Raw genomic sequence first — 17,974 nt, 5'->3', positions numbered from 1 at the left:
CGGTGTGATCGTCCTCGCCCGCCCGGGACTTGGAGCGCGCCGGGGGAAGTGCGACGATGCCCAGGCTTGAGGGGGTGCGCGAGGAAGCCGGTGTGAATCCGGCACGGTCCCGCCACTGTGACCGGACCGAGGAGCCCGGGAGTCAGGAACTCGACCCCCGACTCATCGACCGGACACGGGCGTGGACACCCGAGGAAGGACACCGCCGCATGGGCGCGCGTTTCCCCTTTTCCGCTGTCGTCGGCCACGACGACCTCCGCACGGCTCTGCTGCTCAACGCCGTGCACCCCGGTATCGGCGGGGTGCTCGTCCGAGGCGAGAAGGGGACCGCGAAGTCGACCGTGGTCCGCGCCCTCGCCGCGCTGCTCCCCGAGCTGGACGTGGTGCCGGGCTGCCGCTTCGGCTGCGACCCGGCGACACCGACCGACTGCCCCGACGGGCCGCACGACCACGGCGCCCAACGGCGGCCCGCACGGCTGGTCGAGCTGCCGGTCGGCGCGACCGAGGACCGGCTGATCGGCTCGCTCGACCTGGAACGCGCGTTGACCGAGGGGGTCCGCGCCTACCAGCCCGGTCTGCTGGCCGCCGCGCACCGGGGCGTGCTGTACGTGGACGAGGTGAACCTCCTGCACGACCACCTCGTGGACCTGCTGCTCGACGCCGCCGCCATGGGCCGCGCGCACGTCGAGCGCGAAGGCGTGTCCGTGTCGCACGCCGCGTCGTTCCTCCTGGTGGGCACCATGAACCCGGAGGAGGGCGAGCTGCGCCCGCAGCTGCTGGACCGCTTCGGCCTCACGGTCGCGGTCCGCGCCTCGCGGGACGTGCCGACGCGCACCGAGGTGGTGCGGCGGCGGTTGGCGTACGAGGCGGACCCCGAGGGCTTCGCCGCCCGCTGGGCCGAGGCCGACCGGGAGCTGGCCCGGCGGATCGTCGCCGCCCGCGAGCGGCTCGGGGACGTGGTGCTGCCGGACGCGGAACTGCGCCGCATCTCCGGCATCTGCGCCGCGTTCGAGGTGGACGGCATGCGCGCGGACCTCGTGGTGGCCCGCACCGCGACCGCGCACGCCGCCTGGCGGGGCGCCGACGAGGTGGCCGAGCAGGACGTGGAGGCGGCCGTGCGGCTGGCGTTGCCGCACCGCAAGCGCCGGGACCCGTTCGACGAGCCGGGGCTGGAGGAAGAGCAGCTCGACGACGCCCTCCAGCAGGGCGCGGAAGCCGCCCGAGAACCCGAGGACGACCCCGACGACGACCCCGAAGGCCCCGGAACCGACCCCGGCGGCCCGGACGGCGACGGCGACGGCTCGGAGCTGCCCGGCGAGCCGCCGGAGTCCACTTCGGACGGTCAGGGCAACGGCCGGTCCGACCGGTCGCACGCACCGGCCCCGGCGTTCCGCGCCCGGCTGTTGCAGGTGCCCGGGGTCGGCGAGGGTGCGCCCGGCAAGCGGTCGCGCGCCCGTGCCCGCACCGGCCGCGTGGTCCGCTCGTCCACAGTGGACGGTGCGGGTCTGCACCTGGTCGGCACGCTCGGCGCGGCGGCGCCCCACCAGTCCGCCCGGGGCCGCACGGGTCCCGGCCTGGAACTGCGCGGCGCGGACCTGCGGCTCTCGGTGCGCGAGGGCAAGGAGGGCAACCTCGTGCTGTTCGTCGTCGACGCCTCCGGCTCGATGGCGGCCCGGCAGCGGATGTCGGCGGTCACCGGCGCGGTGATCTCCCTGCTCCGCGACGCCTACCAGCGGCGGGACAAGGTCGGCGTGGTGACCTTCCGCGGCCGGGAGGCCCAGGTCGCCCTGCCGCCGACGAACTCGGTCGACGCGGCGGCGGCCCGGCTGCGCGCCCTGCGCACCGGCGGCCGGACCCCGTTGGCCGACGGCCTGCTGCGCGCCCGCCGCGTGCTGGACGCCGAACGCGTCCGCGACCCGCGCCGCCGACCGCTGCTGGTGCTGCTCACCGACGGCCGCGCGACGGCCACCGGCACGGGCGGCGACCCGATGCGCGACGCCCTGCGCGCGGCCGGCCTGCTGGCGGCCGACCGGGTGGCGTCGGTCGTCGTGGACTGCGAGCACGGCCCGGTCAGGCTCGGCCTGGCGGCACGGGTGGCGGGCGCGCTGGCCGCGGCGTGCGTGCGCTTGGAGGAACTGTCCGCAGACCAGGTGGCGGGCGTCGTCCGCGCCGCCCGAGCCGCTTAGGAGCGTCTAAAGTGCCTCAAGGTCAACCGTCCGTCGTCCCGAACGACGGCCTCAGCACCCGCCAGCGCCGCAACCGGCCGTTGGTCGTGCTGCACACCGGCGAGATGAAGGGCAAGTCGACCGCCGCCTTCGGGCTCGCGCTGCGCGGGTGGAACCAGGGCTGGTCCATCGGCGTCTTCCAGTTCGTGAAGTCAGCGAAGTGGAAGGTCGGCGAGGAGTCGGCGTTCCGCGCGCTCGGCCGCCTGCACGAGCAGACCGGCGAGGGCGGCCCCGTCGAGTGGCACAAGATGGGCGAGGGCTGGTCCTGGACCCGCAAGCAGGGCACCGAGGACGACCACGCCGCCGCCGCGCGCGAGGGCTGGCAGGAGATCGCCCGCCGCCTCGCCGCCGGGCAGCACGGCCTCTACGTGCTCGACGAGTTCACCTACCCCCTGCACTGGGGCTGGATCGACGTGGACGAGGTGGTCGAGGCGCTGATCAACCGACCCGGCCACCAGCACGTCGTCATCACCGGCCGGTACGCGCCCGACAAGCTGGTCGAGGCCGCCGACCTGGTGGTGGAGATGACCAAGGTCAAGCACCCGATGGACGCGGGCCAGAAGGGCCAGAAGGGGATCGAGTGGTGAACCGGCTGGTGGTCGCCGCGCCCGCGTCGGGCAGCGGCAAGACCACCGTGGCCACCGGCCTGATGGCGGCGCTGCGCCGCGCGGGCGACAAGGTCGCGCCGTTCAAGGTCGGCCCGGACTACATCGACCCCGGCTACCACTCGGTGGCTACCGGCAGGCCGGGCCGCAACCTCGACCCCGTCATGGTCGGCGAGCACCGGGTGGCGTCGCTGTTCGCGCACGGCGCGCGCGGCTGCGACCTGGCCGTGGTGGAAGGCGTGATGGGCCTGTTCGACGGGCGGGTGGACACCGAGGGCATCGGGTCCACCGCGCACGTCGCCAAGCTGCTGTCCGCGCCGGTGCTGTTCGTGGTCGACGCCCGGGGCCAGAGCCGCAGCCTCGCCGCCCTGCTGCACGGGTTCCGCGGCTACGACCCGACCGTGCGGCTCGGCGGCGTGGTGCTCAACCAGGTCGGCTCGGCCCGGCACGAGCAGGTGCTGCGCGGCGCCTGCGCCGAGGTCGGCCTGGAAGTGCTCGGCGTGCTGCCGCGCGACCCTCAGTTCTCGCTGCCGTCGCGCCACCTCGGCCTGGTCACGGCCGCCGAGCACGGACCGGCCGCCACCGCCGCCGTGGACGCCATCGCCGCCGCCGTCGCACGGCACGTCGACCTGGACGCCGTGCGGCGGCTCGCCGCCGAGGTGCCCGCGATGGCGGTGCCGACGTGGGACCCGCGGGCGGAGGTCGAGCAGGTGGACGGCAGGCCGACGGTCGCGGTCGCGGGCGGCGCGGCGTTCACGTTCGGCTACGCCGAGCAGGTCGAGCTGCTCGGCGCGGCCGGCGCGGACGTCGTCGTGGTCGACCCGCTGCGCGACGAGGCGCTGCCCGAGGGCACGGCCGGCCTGGTGCTGCCCGGCGGGTTCCCCGAGCAGCACGCGGCCGAGCTGTCGGCCAACGAGAAGCTGCGCGCCGCCGTCGCCGCCCTGGCCCGCGGCGGCGCGCCCGTGCACGCCGAGTGCGGCGGCCTGCTGTACCTGGCGAACTCGTTGGACGGCGCGCCGATGTGCGGCGTGATCGACGCGGACGGCTCGATGACGTCCCGGCTCACCCTCGGCTACCGCGACGCCGTCGCGCCGCAGGACTCCGTGCTGGCCCGCGCGGGCTCCCGGATCACCGGGCACGAGTTCCACCGCACCGCGCTGAGCGTCCCGCACGGGGCGAAGCCCGCCTGGCAGTGGCGCGGCCACGACCTGCGCCCGGTGGCCGAGGGATTCGTCCTCGGCGGGGTGCACGCGTCGTACCTGCACACCCACCCGGCGTCCGCGCCGGAGGCCGTGACGCGCTTCGTCCGGGCCTGCGCGAACGAGTCCGTGCGCTTCGAGGCCACTCGTTAGTGGATCGCGCTCGCGCGGTACGGTCCTTGCCCACCAGCCGAACACGTCGTGGGGAGCAGTTGTGATGACTGGTCGGGTCTCCTTCGTGGGCGCCGGTCCCGGCGCCGCCGATCTCATCACCGTGCGCGGCGCGAAGCGGATAGCCGAGGCCGACGTCGTGCTGTGGGCCCCGAGCGTGATCGAGGTGGAGTGCGTGCGCGAGCACGCCCGCGCCGACGCCGAGCTGGTCGACTTCTCCCGCGTCACCGAGGCCGAGGTGGTCGAGGTGTACCGGCGCGCGTCGGCGGGCAGGCTCAAGGTGGTGCGGCTGCACGCGGGCGACCCGTCGCTGTGGGGCGGCTTGCGCGACCAGCAGGACGCGTGCCAGCGGCTCGGCTTGGTGACCGACGTCGTGCCGGGCGTGTCGCAGGTGTCCGCCGCGGCGGCGGCCGTCGGCCGCGAGCTGACCACTTCGGACGTCGCGCAGTCGTTGCTGCTGGTCGGGCCCGACACCGCCGAGCACGTCGCGGAGCTCGCCGCGCACGGCACCACGATGGCGATCTCCGCGTCCGGCTCCCGGGCCGGCCTGCTGGTCGAGCGGCTGCGCGCGGGCGGTTACGCCGACGACACGCCGGTCGTGGTGGCGTACAAGGTTTCCCTGCCCGACGAAACGGTCGCGCAGACGACGGTGGGCGAGCTGGAGGCGTGCGTCAAGGAGCACAAGCTCTACCGCACCACGCTGTTCCTGGTCGGCAAGGTGCTCGCGCAGCCCTCGTCGCGCCGCCGGTCACCGGTGGTCGAGGGCGACGAGCCGGTGCGCAGGCCGCGGGCGTCGAAGTGGGCCGCGCGCGCGAACCGGCCGGTGGTGAAGTCGGTCGGTGACTCGCCGTCGGCGGCGGCGTGGTCGGCGGTGCACGACTGGCAGGAGACCGCGCGCACCAAGCGCTCCGCGCCCGCGAGGCCGAAGGCCGTGCCGGTCGGCGAGCCGCTGCTGGAGCTGGTCGTCGACGTGCCCGAGAACGCGCCCGACAACGCACTGGGCAACGCGCCGGAGAGCGCACCGGTGGAGACCTCGGTGGAGCACGAAGCCAAGCCGAAGCCCAAGCCCGTGGTCGCCGCCGCCGCGAAGCGCAAGCCCACCACCGTGCAGGCGAGCACCACGCCGCGCAAGCCGTCCGGGTCGCGGGCCAAGAAGAACAAGCGCGTGAACTGACGTGGACGTCGTCGCGCTGCACCGCTTCGTCACGGACGCCGGCCGTTCGTGGGATGACGTGACCGTCGTGGACGCGGAGGCCGCCGGCACCCGGCACGCGCTGAACGTGTGCCGGGCCAAGCCCGCCGTCGTCGTGTCCGGCGCCGATCCGGCGGAACTGGCCCGCGGCCTGACCGGGTGGCGGCGCGCGCTGGTCGTCGAGTCGGCCGCCGGTCTGTCCACTGTGGACCCGGCGGACGCGGTCGCGCGCCAGTGGTCCGAGCCCGGCGCGATCCTGTGCCTGGCCGAGCAGAACTTCGCGCCCGCCGGCGAGGGCTGGGCGCTGCCCGACGGCGACTTCGCGCAACGCGACGGCATGATCGCGGTCGCCGAGGTGCGGGCGCTGGTGCTGGCCCGGCTCGCGCCGCGCCCCGGCGTGCTGGTCTGGGACGTCGGCGCGGGCCCCGGCGCGATCGGCGTCGAGTGCGGCCGGCTCGGCGCGGCCGTCGTCGCGGTGGAGCGCGATCCGGTGCAGTGCGTGCGGATCATCGCCAACGCCTCCGCGCACGGCGTGGACGTGCGCGTGGTCGAGGCCGAGCTGGGTGACGCGGGCGAGCTGCCCCGGCCGGACGCGGTGTTCGTCGGCGGCGGTGGCGCGGACGTGGTGCGGCGGTGCGTGCGGTCGGGCGCCCGGCGGGTCGTGGTGGCGACCCCGGACCTGGACCGCGTGCTGCCCGCGCGTGACGCGTTGCTGGAGGCCGGGTACGAGGTCGAGGGCAGCCAGGTGGCCGCCGCCCGGCTCGCCGGCGGCACGTTGCTGGCCACCAACCCGGTGACCGTGCTGTGGGGAGTGAAGAAGGCGTGATCGGTGTGTTCGCCGCCGGCGAGCGCGGGCGGCGGGCCGCGGTCGAGCTGGCCGGGTTCCTCGGGCCCGACGCGGTGGTGCCGGACGGTCCGATCGGGCCCGCGCTGCGCGCGTTGTGGCCCCGGCTGGGTTCGGCGGTGTTCTTCCTCGGCACGGAGGCGACCGTGCGCCTGGTGGCGCCGTTGCTGCGCGACGAGCGGGCCGACCCGGGCGTGGTGTGCGTGGACGGCGGGTTCGCCGTGTCGCTGCTCGGCGGCGCGGACGCGGTGGCCGAACGGGTCGCCGACGTGCTCGGCGCGCAGGCCGTGACCACCGCGGCGTCGGCCGATTCGCCGCTGGACGAGCTGGTCGAGCTGCTGGACGCCACCGTCGAGGGCGACCTGGCGGCGTGCGGCGAAGCGGTCCGGTCGGGCGAGCCCGTGCTGCTGGCCAACCCGCTCGGCTTCCCGCTTCCCGCGCTGCCGGACAACGTCGTCGCCCACGGCCACGGCGCGGCGTGGAGCGTGCTGGTGGACGACCGCGTGCCCAAGGGCCCCGTCGACGACCGCGTGGTGCGGGTGGTGCCGCGCACGCTCGTCGTGGGCGTCGGGTCGAGCACGGGTGTGTCGGCGGCGGCGGTGTCGGCCGCGCTGGCGGCGTTGGAGGAGGAGCGCGGGCTGGACCTGCGCGCCGTCCGGGCGTTCGCCACGCTGGACCGCAAGGTCGCCGAGCAGGGCATCGCGGACGCGTTGGAGGACTGGGGTTTCTGGCACGACTCGACCACCGCGCCGCTGCTGTCCTACCCGGGCGAGGAGCTGGCGGTGATCCCGGTGCCGAACCCGGCGGAGCTGGCCATCGGCATCCCGAGCGTGGCCGAGGCGGCGGCGTTGCGCGGCGCGATGGAGCTCTCCGCCGGCGGCCGGGTGGAGATCGCGGCCGAGAAGGTGAAGGGCGTCGGGGTGACGGTCGCCGCCGCACGGGTGCTGCCGCGCGGCCGGTTGGCGCTGGTGGGGCTGGGCCCGGGTGACGCGGACGAGCGCACGCCGCGCGCCGAGGCCGAGCTGCGCCGGGCGTCGGTCGTGGTGGGCAGCGCCGAGTGCGTGGCGCAGGTGCGGCACCTGCTGCGGCCGGGCACCAGGGTGGTGGCGGACGGCGCGGTGCGGCTGGCCGAGGACGGCGCGGCGGTGGCGTTCGTCGAGGCGGGCGCCGGGCCGGACGTTTCCGGGCCGATTCACGCCGATGTCGTGCGCGTGACGGGTGTCACTCGTCAACTGTGAAGTGCCGACGAGCCGTCTAAAGGCGGTTGTCGGCTCCGTCGTCTTGGTCCTAGCTGGAGGTGCGCCCGCACAGGGCGTCCCTGCACCGGAAGGATCGACATGGCGAAAACCCTGCGTCGCCTGCTCACCGTCCTGGCCGCGACGGTGGCCGCGATCGGTCTGATGACCACCGCGCCCGCCTCGGCCGAGACCTCCTCCGACACCGGCGTGTCGCCGTTCATCGTCGGCGGCACCCGCGTGTCCACCAGCACCTACCCGTGGGTCGTCTACCTGGCCACCAGCACCGGCGGCCAGTTCTGCGGCGGCACGCTGGTCAAGGCCAACAAGGTCGTCACGGCCGCGCACTGCGTCAGCGGCCGGAGCGCGTCGAGCACCCGCGTGGTGCACGGCCGCGACGACAAGCAGAGCACGGCGGGCACCGTGGCCACGGTGAGCCGGATCTGGGTGCACCCCAGCTACCGGACCGCGAGCTCGGGCTACGACGTGGCGGTGCTGACCCTGGGCACCAACATCAACTCGACCTACCTGCCGCTGGCCACCCCGTCCGACACCGCGCTGTACGCGGCGGGCACGAGCGCCCGGATCTACGGCTGGGGCACCACGTCCTCCGGCGGCTCGGCCTCGCGGTACCTGCTCGGCGCGACCGTGCCGGTGACGTCCGACGCGACCTGCCGCACGGCCTACTCCAACTACAGCCCGACCTCGATGGTGTGCGCCGGCTACCCGAACGGCGGCACCGACACCTGCCAGGGTGACTCGGGCGGCCCGCTGGTCGCGGGTGGCAAGCTGATCGGCGCCACCTCGTTCGGCCGCGGCTGCGCGCTCGCCGGCTACCCCGGCGTGTACGCGCGGATCGCCTCGTACTACTCGGTGATCACCGCGCAGCTGTAATCACCCCGCGACGGGCCCACGACCGGGTGCTTGCCGGTCGTGGGCCCGTCCGGCGTGTTCGATCCGGTGCCATGCGCCGACTACTACTGCTCGTGATGCTGGTCGTGGTGTCCGCCGTGCCGGGTGTGGCCTCCGCGGCGGAAGGTCTGCACTCGTGCGCCACGTCGATCGACGGCAAGGCCGCCTCGGGGCGGTGCGAGGGCCGCGGGTCGTTCCGCCTGGTCGCCTCCTGCGCGGACGGCACGACCGTCACCAGTTCGTGGCTCACCGTCCTCAACGGCGTCGCCAGGACCAAGGTGCACTGCCGGTCGAACGCCGTGCACGCCGGGATCGAGCAGCGCGAGCCGACGTTCCCATGATGTGAAGCACCCGGGTTGGACAGGACATGTCCGGTGTGGATGCTTCTACCCATGCACGGTGAACAGCACTACCTCGTGGGCCTGGACCTGACCGGTCGGCGGGTCGTCGTCGTCGGCGGTGGCACGGTCGCGCAGCGCAGGCTGCCCAGGCTGGTCGCGGCGGGCGCCAGGGTGGAGGTGATCTCGCCCGAGGTGACCCCGGCGGTCCAGGGCCTCGTCGACGGCGGCGAGGCCGTCTGGCACGCCCGCGAGTACGCCGACGGCGACCTCGACGGCGCCTGGTACGTGCTGGCCTGCACGTCCTCGCCCGAGGTGAACGCGCGGATCACGGCGGACGCCGAGGAGCGCCGCGTGTTCTGCGTGCGCGCCGACGTCGCCGTGAAGGGCACCGCCGTGACGCCGGCGGTCGGCGAGCACGACGGCCTGCTGGTGGGCGTCCTCGCGGGCGGGCAGCACCGCCGGTCCGCCGGGGTGCGCGACGGCCTGCTCTCGGCGTTGCGCGACGGCTCCATCGCCGACCACCACGACCAGCCGGCGGGCGTGGCGCTGGTCGGCGGCGGCCCCGGCGACCCCGAGCTGATCACCGTGCGCGGTCGCAGGCTCCTGGCCAGGGCGGACGTCGTGGTGGCCGATCGGCTCGCGCCGCGCGAGCTGCTGGACGAGCTGCCGCCGCACGTCGAGGTGGTGGATGCGGCGAAGATCCCGTACGGCCGCGCGGCGACGCAGGACTTCATCAACACCACGCTGGTCGAGCACGCCAAGGCCGGCCGGTTCGTGGTCCGCCTCAAGGGCGGTGACCCGTACGTGTTCGGCCGGGGCTTCGAGGAGCTGATCGCGTGCGCCGAGGCGGGCGTGCCGGTCACCGTCGTGCCCGGCGTGACCAGCGCGTTCGGCGTGCCCGCGCTGGCGGACGTGCCGGTGACGCACCGGGGTGTGTCGCACGAGGTGGTGGTCGTGTCCGGGCACGTGGCGCCGGACGACGAGCGGTCGCTGGTCGACTGGTCGGCGTTGGCGCGGCTGAGCGGCACGGTCGTGATCCTGATGGGGGTCGAGCGGGCGGCGGCGTTCGCGGACGCCCTCATGGCGGGCCGTCCGGGCGACACCCCGGTGTCGGTGATCCAGGAGGGCGGCACCCGCACGCAGAAGGTCGTCCGGTCCACGCTGGCGTCCCTGGCCGCGGACATCGCCGAGCACGGCATCCGCCCGCCCGCGATCATCGTTGCGGGACCGGTTGCCGCGCTGGCGGACGAACTGCCGTTCCGCTCCTGAGCGCCAACCCCGCCCCGGCGGCCACGACCACCGCCAGCCCGCCCAGGGCTGCCCACGTCGTGGCGCCGGGGTGGACCGCCGGCTCACCGCGCAGCGCCTGCCAGACCAGCACCGCGAACAACCCGGCGTACCCGAGGGCGGCCACCACGACCAGCCGGGTGCGGACCCGTTCGGCCAGGCCCAGCGCGGCCAGGCCGAGCGCCAGCAGGATCATCACCTGCAACCCGTGCATGCCGACGAAGTGCGGCACGCGCAGGTCGCCGCCCGTCGTGCTCCAGCCCGTGATCGGCATGCCCGCCCCGCCGTCGAGCACGCCGACGCTGTGCCCGCCCACCAGCTCGACCTCCCGGCCACCGGCGTCCACCGCCGTGACGGGCTCGCGCTTGCCCACCATCAGGTAGCCCGACGCCATGCCGAGGATGGCCAGGTAGAGCCCACCGCGCACGGCCCACCGCACGTCCGGCCGCGCGAAGCGCTGGAAGGACAGCACCAGCGCCAGCACCACGTTCGCCAGGAACATCGCCGGGATCAACGTCGCGAAGGTCGCCTGCACGAACCGGTTGAGCGGGTCGTCGGAGACGTTGTAGTGGGTGAACATGCCCCGACCCGCCTGGACGCTGATCAACCCGACTTCGAGGAACATGATCCCCGCGATCACCGTCGCGGTCCCGGACGTCCACCTCCGCCCCCGGTGGGGCAGGGAGAGCATCCACGAGAGCGTCGCCGAGTAGACCGCCAGCGACACCGTGAACTTGAACGGCTTCGACCACAGCGGCACGTCCTGCAACAACCGCCCGTCGACCACCATCGCCACCGCGCACCCCAGCGCACCCACCGCCATCACCACGGCCAACCACAGGGTGGGCCGGTGCCACGTCTTCGTCATGCCGACCAGCCTCGGGCGTCGACCCGTCAAGATCACTGGTGCTGACCGGGCAGTGCGAGGTAGGGCTGTCCATGCCCCCGGTGGGACAATGGCCGCGAGCGGAACGGGGACGTCGTGGCGGTGTGGGTGCGGCTCGCCGGGGTGGGGCTGGCCAAGGTGCGGTTCGCCTACTCCCCGGTGTTCGAGACCGTGATGGCGGTCGACGGCCTCCGGACGCCGGGCGCGCACGCCGTGCACCTGCCGTGGGTGCGGTGGGCGCGGGAGAGGGTCGAGGGGATCGCCGGCCTGGACGCGTTGCTGGCCCGGCTGGAGGGCCCGGCGAAACCGGCCGACCTGATGCCCGTGCCGGACGTGCGGATGCCGGACCTGGACGCCGAGCTGCGCCACGTCGCGCCGCCCGAGGCCGACGTGATCCGGCGCTGCCACGACCGCCTCATCGCGCCGCACTGGAAGCGCATCACCGCCGTCCTCGAAGCGGACATCGCGGCACGTGCGGCGACCCTGGCCGACCAGGGCGTGGAGGCGGTGTTCCACGACCTGCACCCGGAGGTCACGTGGGCCGACGGCGAACTGGTCCTGCACCGCAAGCCCGAGCACCGCGTCGACCTGGCCGAGCGCGGTCTCGTCCTGTGCCCGAGCGTGTTCTGCTGGCCGAAGGCGTGGATCGCGATCGACCCGGTGGGCCAGGGCGTGCTGCGCTACCCCGCGCGGGGCATCGGCACGCTGTGGGAGGACCGGGGCACACCGGACGACCTGGCGGCCCTCATCGGCCGGACCCGCGCCCACCTGCTCACGTTGCTGGAGGCGCCGAAGAGCACGACGGACCTGGCGGCGGCGGTCGGCGTCACGGCGGGCGCGGTGTCGCAGCACATCGGCGTGCTGCGGGCCGCCCGCCTGGTCACCACGCGCCGCGAAGGCCGGCACGTGCTGCACATGCGCACCGCCCGGGCCGACGCGCTCATGAGCTGAGCCCGGACCAGGGCGGGGCCGAACCGAGCCGGAGCCCGAGCTCCCGCGAGGGCTCCACCACGTGCCCGTGCTCGCAGACCGGCACGAGCGACACCTTCCCGCCGCACCCGACGTGCTCGGGCTCGACCGGCGGCGGCCCGTCGACCAGGTGCCGGTCACCCCACGCCATCAACGCCGTCAACACCGGCCACAGCTCCCGCCCCGACGGCGTCAACGCGTACTCGAACCGCTGCCGCGAGCCGGACTCCCGGTACGGCACGCGTTCCAGCAACCCGGCCGCCACCAGCGAGGACAGCCGGTTGCTCAGCACGTTCCTGGCGACGCCGAGGTGATCGCGCAGCTCCTCGAACCGGCGGACGCCGTTGGAGACGTCCCGCACGATCTGCAACGACCACCGCTCACCGAGCAGCGCCAGCGCCCGCGCGATCGAACACCGGTCGTTGTCGATGACGACTCCCATGACCCCGACCCTACCGCAGGGTTGCCGATCGAAACTCAGCCAGGCTACGTTGCGCAGAAGGACTCAGCTTGAGGGGACGCCATGCGACTCGAAGACCACCCGACCGTGCGCCACGTCCGGGACAACCCGCCGCCACCACCGCCCTCGCCCGTGAGCACGGCGTGGTTGCGGGAGTTGGCGGCGGAGGCGGGGGCCGACGACGTCGGTTTCGTGGCCGTGGACTCGCCGGACGTCGAGGTGGACCGGGAGCACGCGCGGACGGCGTTGCCGGGCGCCCGCACCTACATCGCGTTCTGCGTGCGGATGAACCGGGACAACGTGCGCAGCCCGCTGCGCAGCATCGCCAACACCGAGTTCCACCAGACCCTGGACGACGCCGACGCGGTGGGGCACCGGCTGACCAAGGCCCTCCAGCGGGCCGGGTACCGGGCCGTCCACCCGGCCGCCGCGTTCCCCCAGGAGATGGACGACTTCCCGGGACGCGGGTGGGTCGTCTCGCACAAGCTGGTGGCGCAGGCGGCGGGCCTGGGCCGGATCGGCATCCACCGCAACGTGATCCACCCGAGGTTCGGCAACTTCATCCTGCTCGGCACGGTCGTGGCGGCCTTCGACGTGGACGAGCACTCCCGGCCGACGGACTTCAACCCGTGCCTGGAGTGCAAGCTGTGCGTGGCGGCGTGCCCGGTCGGCGCGATCTCGAAGGACGGCGCCTTCAACTTCCGCGACTGCTACACCCACAACTACCGGGAGTTCATGAGCGGCTTCACCGACTGGGTGGAGAACGTCGCCGACAGCGCGGACCGCGACGACTACCGCAGCCGCGTGACGCCGGCGGAATCGGCGTCGATGTGGCAGAGCCTGGCGTTCCGCCCGAACTACAAGGCGGCGTACTGCATGGCGGCGTGCCCGGCGGGGGAGGACGTCATCGGCCCGTTCCTGGACGACCGCAAGGCCTTCCTCACCTCGGTGGTGAAACCCTTGCAGGACAAGGAAGAGCCGGTCTACGTGGTGCCGGGCTCAGCGGCCGAGACCCACGTCCGCAAGCGCTTCCCCCACAAGACCGTCCGCCGGGTCTCGAACGGCCTGTAGCCCGCGCACGGCAACGGCACCCCGCCCGGTGGACGAGGTGCCGTTGCCGAAGAGCGCCGGACTAGTGCTGGGCCACCCGGCGCGGGCGACCCGAGCTGCCGCCGCGATCGCGCTCGGAACGGCCGCCGCGGAAGCCGCCGAAGCCGCCACCGCTGCCGCCGCCACTGCGCCGAGGCCCACCGCCGCCACCGCCACCGCGACGGGCGCGGACCGGGACCTCGGGCTCGACCACGGGGATGCCGCTGGGCACGCGAGCGCCCGTGATGCGGACCAGCTCCTCGTCACCGGGGCGGACCTTGGTCGAGGTCGGGCGGACGCCCGCCCGCGCGGTCAGGCCCTGCACGGTGCGCCGCTGGTCGTGCGTGACCAGGGTGACGACCGTGCCGGACTGGCCCGCGCGCGCCGTGCGACCGGCGCGGTGCAGGTAGTCCTTCGGGTCGGCCGGCGGGTCGACGTGGACCACGAGGCTCACGTCGTCCACGTGGATGCCGCGCGCCGCCACGTCGGTGGCGATCAGCACCGGCATGCTGCCGTCGCGGAACTGGGTGAGGACGCGCGTGCGCGCGCTCTGCGCCTTGCCGCCGTGCAACGCGCCGGCGTGCACGCCCATGGACCGCAGCTTCTTGGCCAACCGGTCGACGTGGTGCTTGGTGCGCACGAACATGATCGTGCGGCCCTCGCGCGCGGCGACTTCGGTGACCACGTTCTGCTTGTCCTCGGCGGACACGAACAGCAGGTGGTGGTCCATCGTGGTGACGCTGCCCGTGGGCGGCGAGACCGAGTGGACCACGGGGTCGTGCAGGTACTGGCGGACCAGCTTGTCCACGTCGCCGTCGAGCGTCGCGGAGAACAGCAGCCGCTGGCCGTCCTGCGGCGTCAGGTCGAGGATCGCCCGGACCTGCGGCATGAAGCCCATGTCGGCCATCTGGTCGGCCTCGTCCAACGCGGTGAACATGACCTCGGACAGGTCCGCCGTGCCCTGCCGCACGTGGTCGGACAGCCGGCCGGGGGTGGCGATCAGCAGGTCGACGCCACGGCGCAGCGCGTCGACCTGACGCGGGAACGACGTGCCGCCGACGACCGTGCGGCACCACAGGCCCAGCGAACGGGCGAACGGGTTGAGGGCTTCCTCGACCTGCATCGCCAGCTCACGGGTGGGCACGAGCACGAGCGCGCGCGGCTTGAGCGGCTTGGCCCGGCCGCCGGTCAGGCGGGACAGCAGGGCGAGGCCGAACGCCAGCGTCTTGCCGGAGCCGGTCTGGCCGCGACCGAGGAGGTCACGACCCGCCATGGCGTCCGGCAGCGTGGCGGCCTGGATCGGGAACGGCTCGGTGATGCCCGCCTGCTCGAGCGCGCGCAGCAGCTCGTCGGACAGGCCCAACTCCGCGAACGAGGGCAGCGGGCCCTCGGGCATGGTGCTCTCGACGTGGTCGGGAATGGTGGTCGCCAGCTCCGCGGCGGGAGCGGGACGACGGTTGCCCTGGCCTGGGCGCCTGTTACTGCGGGGCTTGCGGAACTGCGGGCGCTCGGAACGGCCTTGGGACATTGTCGGCAAAACAAACCTCCGGGACACGGCACGTCTCGAGGATTGCTCTGCTTGAGCAGGCGCGATCGCGGGGACGGGCCCGGCGCGCGGATCGCGCCGATAGTGGTTGGGAAGCACCACCGGCCACTTTGGCGGCCTGGGGCGCTCAGTGGCGCCACCGGGCGGTGCACCACTCAGTCTAGCCGATCACGCGGCGGAGTTCGTCACCCCGGCGGTGTTCTCGCGCACACGGGTGGCGAGCCGGGCGATCAGGTGCGCTCCGCCGACGATCACGGGGAACCACAAAAGGCCACGTGGCGAGGGGTTCACCTCGATACCCGCGCGCCGGAGCCGACGCAGCGCCCACCAGCTGAACGGAGCAACGACGGTAGGCGCGGTGAGCACCCCGGGCGTGTAACCGCGGCACACCGCGCTGCTCGCCACGTGCACGACGGCGTGCAGCCCGAAACCGGTGAGCGCCGACTGGAAGAACTTCGACCTCCCGCAGGTGCGGGCGCCGTCGGCCGCCGCCGCGGCGATCACGACCCCGACCACGCCGATGGCGATCGCCGCCTCCGCCGTCGTGGTCGTCGGCACGTGCTTCCGCTCGCGCGTCCAGCGGGCCATGGTCGCCAGCTCTTCGAGGTCGTGCACGACCCACGCGGCGAGCAGACCCCAGGTGACCCTCTTGCCGACCCCCTGGTCGACCGGAGCGTTCTTGCTCGTCATGGCAATTACGTTACATGATGTAACGCATGGCCGGACGCCCCCGCAACGCCGAGATCGACCGCGCGCTCGCCCGCGCCACCCTCGACCTGCTCCAGGAGGTCGGCTTCGACGCGTTGGCGCTCGACGCCGTCGCCGCCCGCGCGGGGGTGAGCCGACCGGCCCTGTACCGGCGGTGGCCGACCAAGCTGCACCTCGTCGCGCACGTCCTGCTGACCGACGTCGTGCCGATGACCGACCCGGACACCGGCAGCGCGCGCGAAGACCTGCTCCGGCTGGCGACCGCGCTGGTCGACGGCCTGTCGTGGGTGGTGCTCGCGGTGCACGCGGAAGCCCGGCGCGTGCCCGGCCTGGTCGACGGCTTCCTGGCCGACCGGCACGCGCTGGTCGACGAGGTCGTGCGGCGCGGGGTGGCGCGCGGCGAGCTCCGGGCCGGTGTCGACCCGGAGCTCGTGCGCGACCTGCTGTTCGGCCCGCTCGTCTACCACTGGCTGGCGACGGACGGCCGCCGTTCGCCGGACGCGGTCTTCGACCTGGTCTGGCCCCTGTTCACCGCAGTCCGGCCAGGTCCAGCAGCATCTCGGTGACGCCGCGCGGCTCGGCCAGCTCCGGTGACAGGCCGTGCGAGGTGAACCAGCCGGCCACGTTGCGCACGTCCCGCTCCAGGAACTCGGGCCCGCGCGGGTTCGCGACCAGGTCCACCACCTGCGGCAGGTCGATCACGATCAGCCGCCCGTCGTGCACCATCAGGTTGAACGCCGACAGGTCGCCGTGCCCGAGCCCGGCGGACGCCATCACGCCCAGCGCGTCCACGAGCTGCCGCCACAGGTCGAGCAGCTCGTCCGGCTCCGGCCGCAGCTGCGCCAACCTCGGCGCCGCCGCGCCGTCCGTGCCGACGAACTCCAGCAGCAGCTCGGTGCCGTCGCGCTGCACCGGGTAGGGCACCGGCGCGCCCAGCTGCCACAGCCTGGCCAGCGCGGCGAACTCGGCCACCGCCCACCGCTCGGCGATGAGGTTGCGGCCGAACGCGCTGCGGTTCGCCATCGCGCGCATCTCGCGCGACCGGCGCATGCGCCTGCCTTCGAGGTAGCCCGCGTCGCGGTGGAACAGCCGGTGGTCGTTGCTGCGGTACCGCTTCGCGGCCAGCAGGCAGGACCGGTCGGTGCCGGGCATCGCGCGTTCGAGCAGGAAGACGTCCGCCTCCTTGCCGGTCTTCACGATCCCCAGCTCGCGGTCGACCGCGGCCAGGTCCGTGACCAGCCACTCGGGGTGCGGTTTCGGGCCCTGGTCGGCGTCGCCCCAGGTGGACCAGCGGTCGCCGTCGTCCGGGACGTCCGCCGCGACGGCGTCCTCCCGCATCTGGGCGAGGCGGTCCTTGCTCTCCTCGGTGAGGCGGCCGCGCCTGCCCGGCGCGACGTCGCCGTCACCCCGTGCCTGGGCGGCCTTCTTCGCTTTCTTGGCACGCCACTTGAGGTCGTCGGCGTGGTCGAACTCGGATTCGAACTCGGTGTACTGATCGTGCTCGCGCACTGGATGTGCTCCAGGTGAAGTGGGAGTGATCGCCCCCACCCGGCGCGGTGTGGTCTTTCGCGCGGGTTCGCGTCAGGCGAGCGGGGCGAGCGGACGGGTCGGTGCCACGTCCCGGACAGCTGTCGCCATCTGGCACCTCCTCGACTCCGCCGTGGTCTGCCACCACCGGCGCTCTGCGCGTACGTGCACAGGTTGCCGGGCCGTCCGGCCCGGCCGCAACCGAATTACCGCGAGGACGATCCGCCGCTCTGGCGCGACTCCGCGCGGTAGCTGCCGCGCTCGCCCATCCAGGCCGCGGCCAGCTGGGCGATCACCAGCGAGTCGTGCCGCAGCACGCGTTCGTCGTGCCACTGGGGCGCCTTCGGCGCGACGGCCAGCATCCGCTGCCGGGCCGTGCCGCTGAACTCCACCAACGCGGCCACCGCGTCGTCGACCTCGTCCGGCGCGAGCGGGAGGGGCGTCGCGGTGTCGGGCAGCGAGAGGGCGACGTCGGTGAACGTCGCCGAGGTGCCGAGGTCGCGGGCGAGCTGGTGCTCCACCGACTCCGCGTTGATCTGCCGCTGCTGCCACGTGGGGTCGGCCAGGGCGAGCCGCAGGCCGAGCAGCCGGGCCAGGCACACCCCGGACCACACCCGCTTCAGGGCTTCCGGCGCGGCGAGCGCGTCGGTCCGCAGGTCCTCGGTGACGCCCCGCAGCTGGGCCGCGGTGACCGGGTCCGAGAACGTGGTGCTCGCTGAGTCGCCGGGTGTGTCGGGGGTCACCCGGTCATTCTGTCACCACCCTCGCGAGTGATGAC

The 17,974-nt window shown here is 74.1% G+C and carries 18 protein-coding genes and 1 riboswitch; of the genes, 12 read left to right on the top strand and 6 right to left on the bottom strand.

The window, feature by feature from the left end; genetic code table 11:
• Positions 1–80 precede the first annotated feature (80 nt).
• Positions 81–152: riboswitch (cobalamin riboswitch) on the top strand.
• Between the two features lie 57 nt (positions 153–209).
• The 9 genes from AB0I91_RS07020 (at position 210) to cobA (ending at position 9,993) form a co-directional block, all read left to right on the top strand.
• Positions 210–2,186 (top strand): putative cobaltochelatase, encoded by a 1,977-nt coding sequence (locus tag AB0I91_RS07020; protein ID WP_499635677.1) that lies wholly within the window; start codon positions 210–212, stop codon positions 2,184–2,186.
• A gap of 11 nt (positions 2,187–2,197) precedes the next feature.
• Positions 2,198–2,812 (top strand): cob(I)yrinic acid a,c-diamide adenosyltransferase, encoded by a 615-nt coding sequence (cobO, locus tag AB0I91_RS07015; protein ID WP_498780652.1) that lies wholly within the window; start codon positions 2,198–2,200, stop codon positions 2,810–2,812.
• Positions 2,809–4,182 carry a cobyrinic acid a,c-diamide synthase CobB gene (locus AB0I91_RS07010; protein ID WP_499635674.1) on the top strand — a complete coding sequence of 458 codons (1,374 nt, stop codon included), beginning with the start codon at positions 2,809–2,811 and terminating at the stop codon, positions 4,180–4,182. Before cobO ends, AB0I91_RS07010 begins: the two co-directional genes overlap by 4 nt.
• Positions 4,183–4,246: 64 nt before the next feature.
• A complete protein-coding gene (locus AB0I91_RS07005; protein ID WP_498780654.1) occupies positions 4,247–5,374 on the top strand; it encodes a cobalt-precorrin-4/precorrin-4 C(11)-methyltransferase in 1,128 nt (375 codons plus the stop codon).
• Position 5,375: 1 nt separating this feature from the next.
• On the top strand, positions 5,376–6,218 hold the full coding sequence (locus tag AB0I91_RS07000; RefSeq protein WP_499635671.1) for a bifunctional cobalt-precorrin-7 (C(5))-methyltransferase/cobalt-precorrin-6B (C(15))-methyltransferase: 843 nt from the start codon (positions 5,376–5,378) through the stop codon (positions 6,216–6,218).
• Positions 6,215–7,474 (top strand): cobalamin biosynthesis protein, encoded by a 1,260-nt coding sequence (locus AB0I91_RS06995; RefSeq protein ID WP_498780656.1) that lies wholly within the window; start codon positions 6,215–6,217, stop codon positions 7,472–7,474. The genes AB0I91_RS07000 and AB0I91_RS06995 overlap by 4 nt, the downstream gene beginning before the upstream one ends.
• A 99-nt stretch (positions 7,475–7,573) precedes the next feature.
• Positions 7,574–8,365: a S1 family peptidase gene (locus tag AB0I91_RS06990; RefSeq protein WP_498780658.1), complete on the top strand. Its 792-nt coding sequence runs from the start codon at positions 7,574–7,576 to the stop codon at positions 8,363–8,365.
• 71 nt (positions 8,366–8,436) lie between these two features.
• Positions 8,437–8,724 carry a hypothetical protein gene (locus tag AB0I91_RS06985; protein WP_498780659.1) on the top strand — a complete coding sequence of 96 codons (288 nt, stop codon included), beginning with the start codon at positions 8,437–8,439 and terminating at the stop codon, positions 8,722–8,724.
• A 51-nt stretch (positions 8,725–8,775) separates the two neighbouring features.
• Positions 8,776–9,993 (top strand): uroporphyrinogen-III C-methyltransferase, encoded by a 1,218-nt coding sequence (cobA, locus tag AB0I91_RS06980; RefSeq protein WP_499613371.1) that lies wholly within the window; start codon positions 8,776–8,778, stop codon positions 9,991–9,993.
• On the opposite strand, the gene AB0I91_RS06975 is transcribed toward cobA, so the two are convergent.
• Positions 9,938–10,879, bottom strand: a complete 942-nt coding sequence (locus tag AB0I91_RS06975) for a hypothetical protein (protein WP_499635668.1) — start codon at positions 10,877–10,879, stop codon at positions 9,938–9,940. The genes cobA and AB0I91_RS06975 overlap by 56 nt on opposite strands.
• A 114-nt stretch (positions 10,880–10,993) precedes the next feature.
• Here AB0I91_RS06975 and AB0I91_RS06970 point away from each other — a divergent pair, with 114 nt between their 5' ends.
• A complete protein-coding gene (locus AB0I91_RS06970) occupies positions 10,994–11,848 on the top strand; it encodes an ArsR/SmtB family transcription factor (protein WP_498780664.1) in 855 nt (284 codons plus the stop codon).
• Here the strand turns inward: AB0I91_RS06970 and AB0I91_RS06965 are convergent.
• Positions 11,838–12,308 carry a winged helix-turn-helix transcriptional regulator gene (locus AB0I91_RS06965; protein WP_498780666.1) on the bottom strand — a complete coding sequence of 157 codons (471 nt, stop codon included), beginning with the start codon at positions 12,306–12,308 and terminating at the stop codon, positions 11,838–11,840. The genes AB0I91_RS06970 and AB0I91_RS06965 overlap by 11 nt on opposite strands.
• A gap of 81 nt (positions 12,309–12,389) precedes the next feature.
• Here AB0I91_RS06965 and AB0I91_RS06960 point away from each other — a divergent pair, with 81 nt between their 5' ends.
• Positions 12,390–13,397 (top strand): epoxyqueuosine reductase, encoded by a 1,008-nt coding sequence (locus AB0I91_RS06960; protein ID WP_498780667.1) that lies wholly within the window; start codon positions 12,390–12,392, stop codon positions 13,395–13,397.
• 61 nt (positions 13,398–13,458) lie between these two features.
• On the opposite strand, the gene AB0I91_RS06955 is transcribed toward AB0I91_RS06960, so the two are convergent.
• Positions 13,459–14,943, bottom strand: coding sequence for a DEAD/DEAH box helicase (locus AB0I91_RS06955; protein WP_499635665.1), 1,485 nt, complete (start codon positions 14,941–14,943; stop codon positions 13,459–13,461).
• 186 nt (positions 14,944–15,129) lie between these two features.
• On the bottom strand, positions 15,130–15,651 hold the full coding sequence (locus AB0I91_RS06950) for an HXXEE domain-containing protein (protein WP_499635662.1): 522 nt from the start codon (positions 15,649–15,651) through the stop codon (positions 15,130–15,132).
• A 26-nt stretch (positions 15,652–15,677) separates the two neighbouring features.
• Between AB0I91_RS06950 and AB0I91_RS06945 the strand changes: the two genes are divergently transcribed.
• Positions 15,678–16,235, top strand: a complete 558-nt coding sequence (locus AB0I91_RS06945) for a TetR-like C-terminal domain-containing protein (RefSeq protein ID WP_499635660.1) — start codon at positions 15,678–15,680, stop codon at positions 16,233–16,235.
• On the opposite strand, the gene AB0I91_RS06940 is transcribed toward AB0I91_RS06945, so the two are convergent.
• Together AB0I91_RS06940 and AB0I91_RS06935 are read right to left on the bottom strand one after the other, a co-directional pair.
• Positions 16,198–17,178: a serine protein kinase RIO gene (locus tag AB0I91_RS06940; protein WP_498780673.1), complete on the bottom strand. Its 981-nt coding sequence runs from the start codon at positions 17,176–17,178 to the stop codon at positions 16,198–16,200. The two genes, AB0I91_RS06945 and AB0I91_RS06940, sit on opposite strands and share 38 nt — an antisense overlap.
• A gap of 224 nt (positions 17,179–17,402) precedes the next feature.
• Positions 17,403–17,939, bottom strand: a complete 537-nt coding sequence (locus tag AB0I91_RS06935) for a hypothetical protein (RefSeq protein WP_498780675.1) — start codon at positions 17,937–17,939, stop codon at positions 17,403–17,405.
• Positions 17,940–17,974: the final 35 nt, after the last annotated feature.

The organism is Actinosynnema sp. NPDC049800 (assembly GCF_040656635.1).
In the GTDB taxonomy this organism is placed as follows: Bacteria; Actinomycetota; Actinomycetes; order Mycobacteriales; family Pseudonocardiaceae; genus Actinosynnema.
This window is presented reverse-complemented; position numbering and strand designations above follow the sequence as displayed.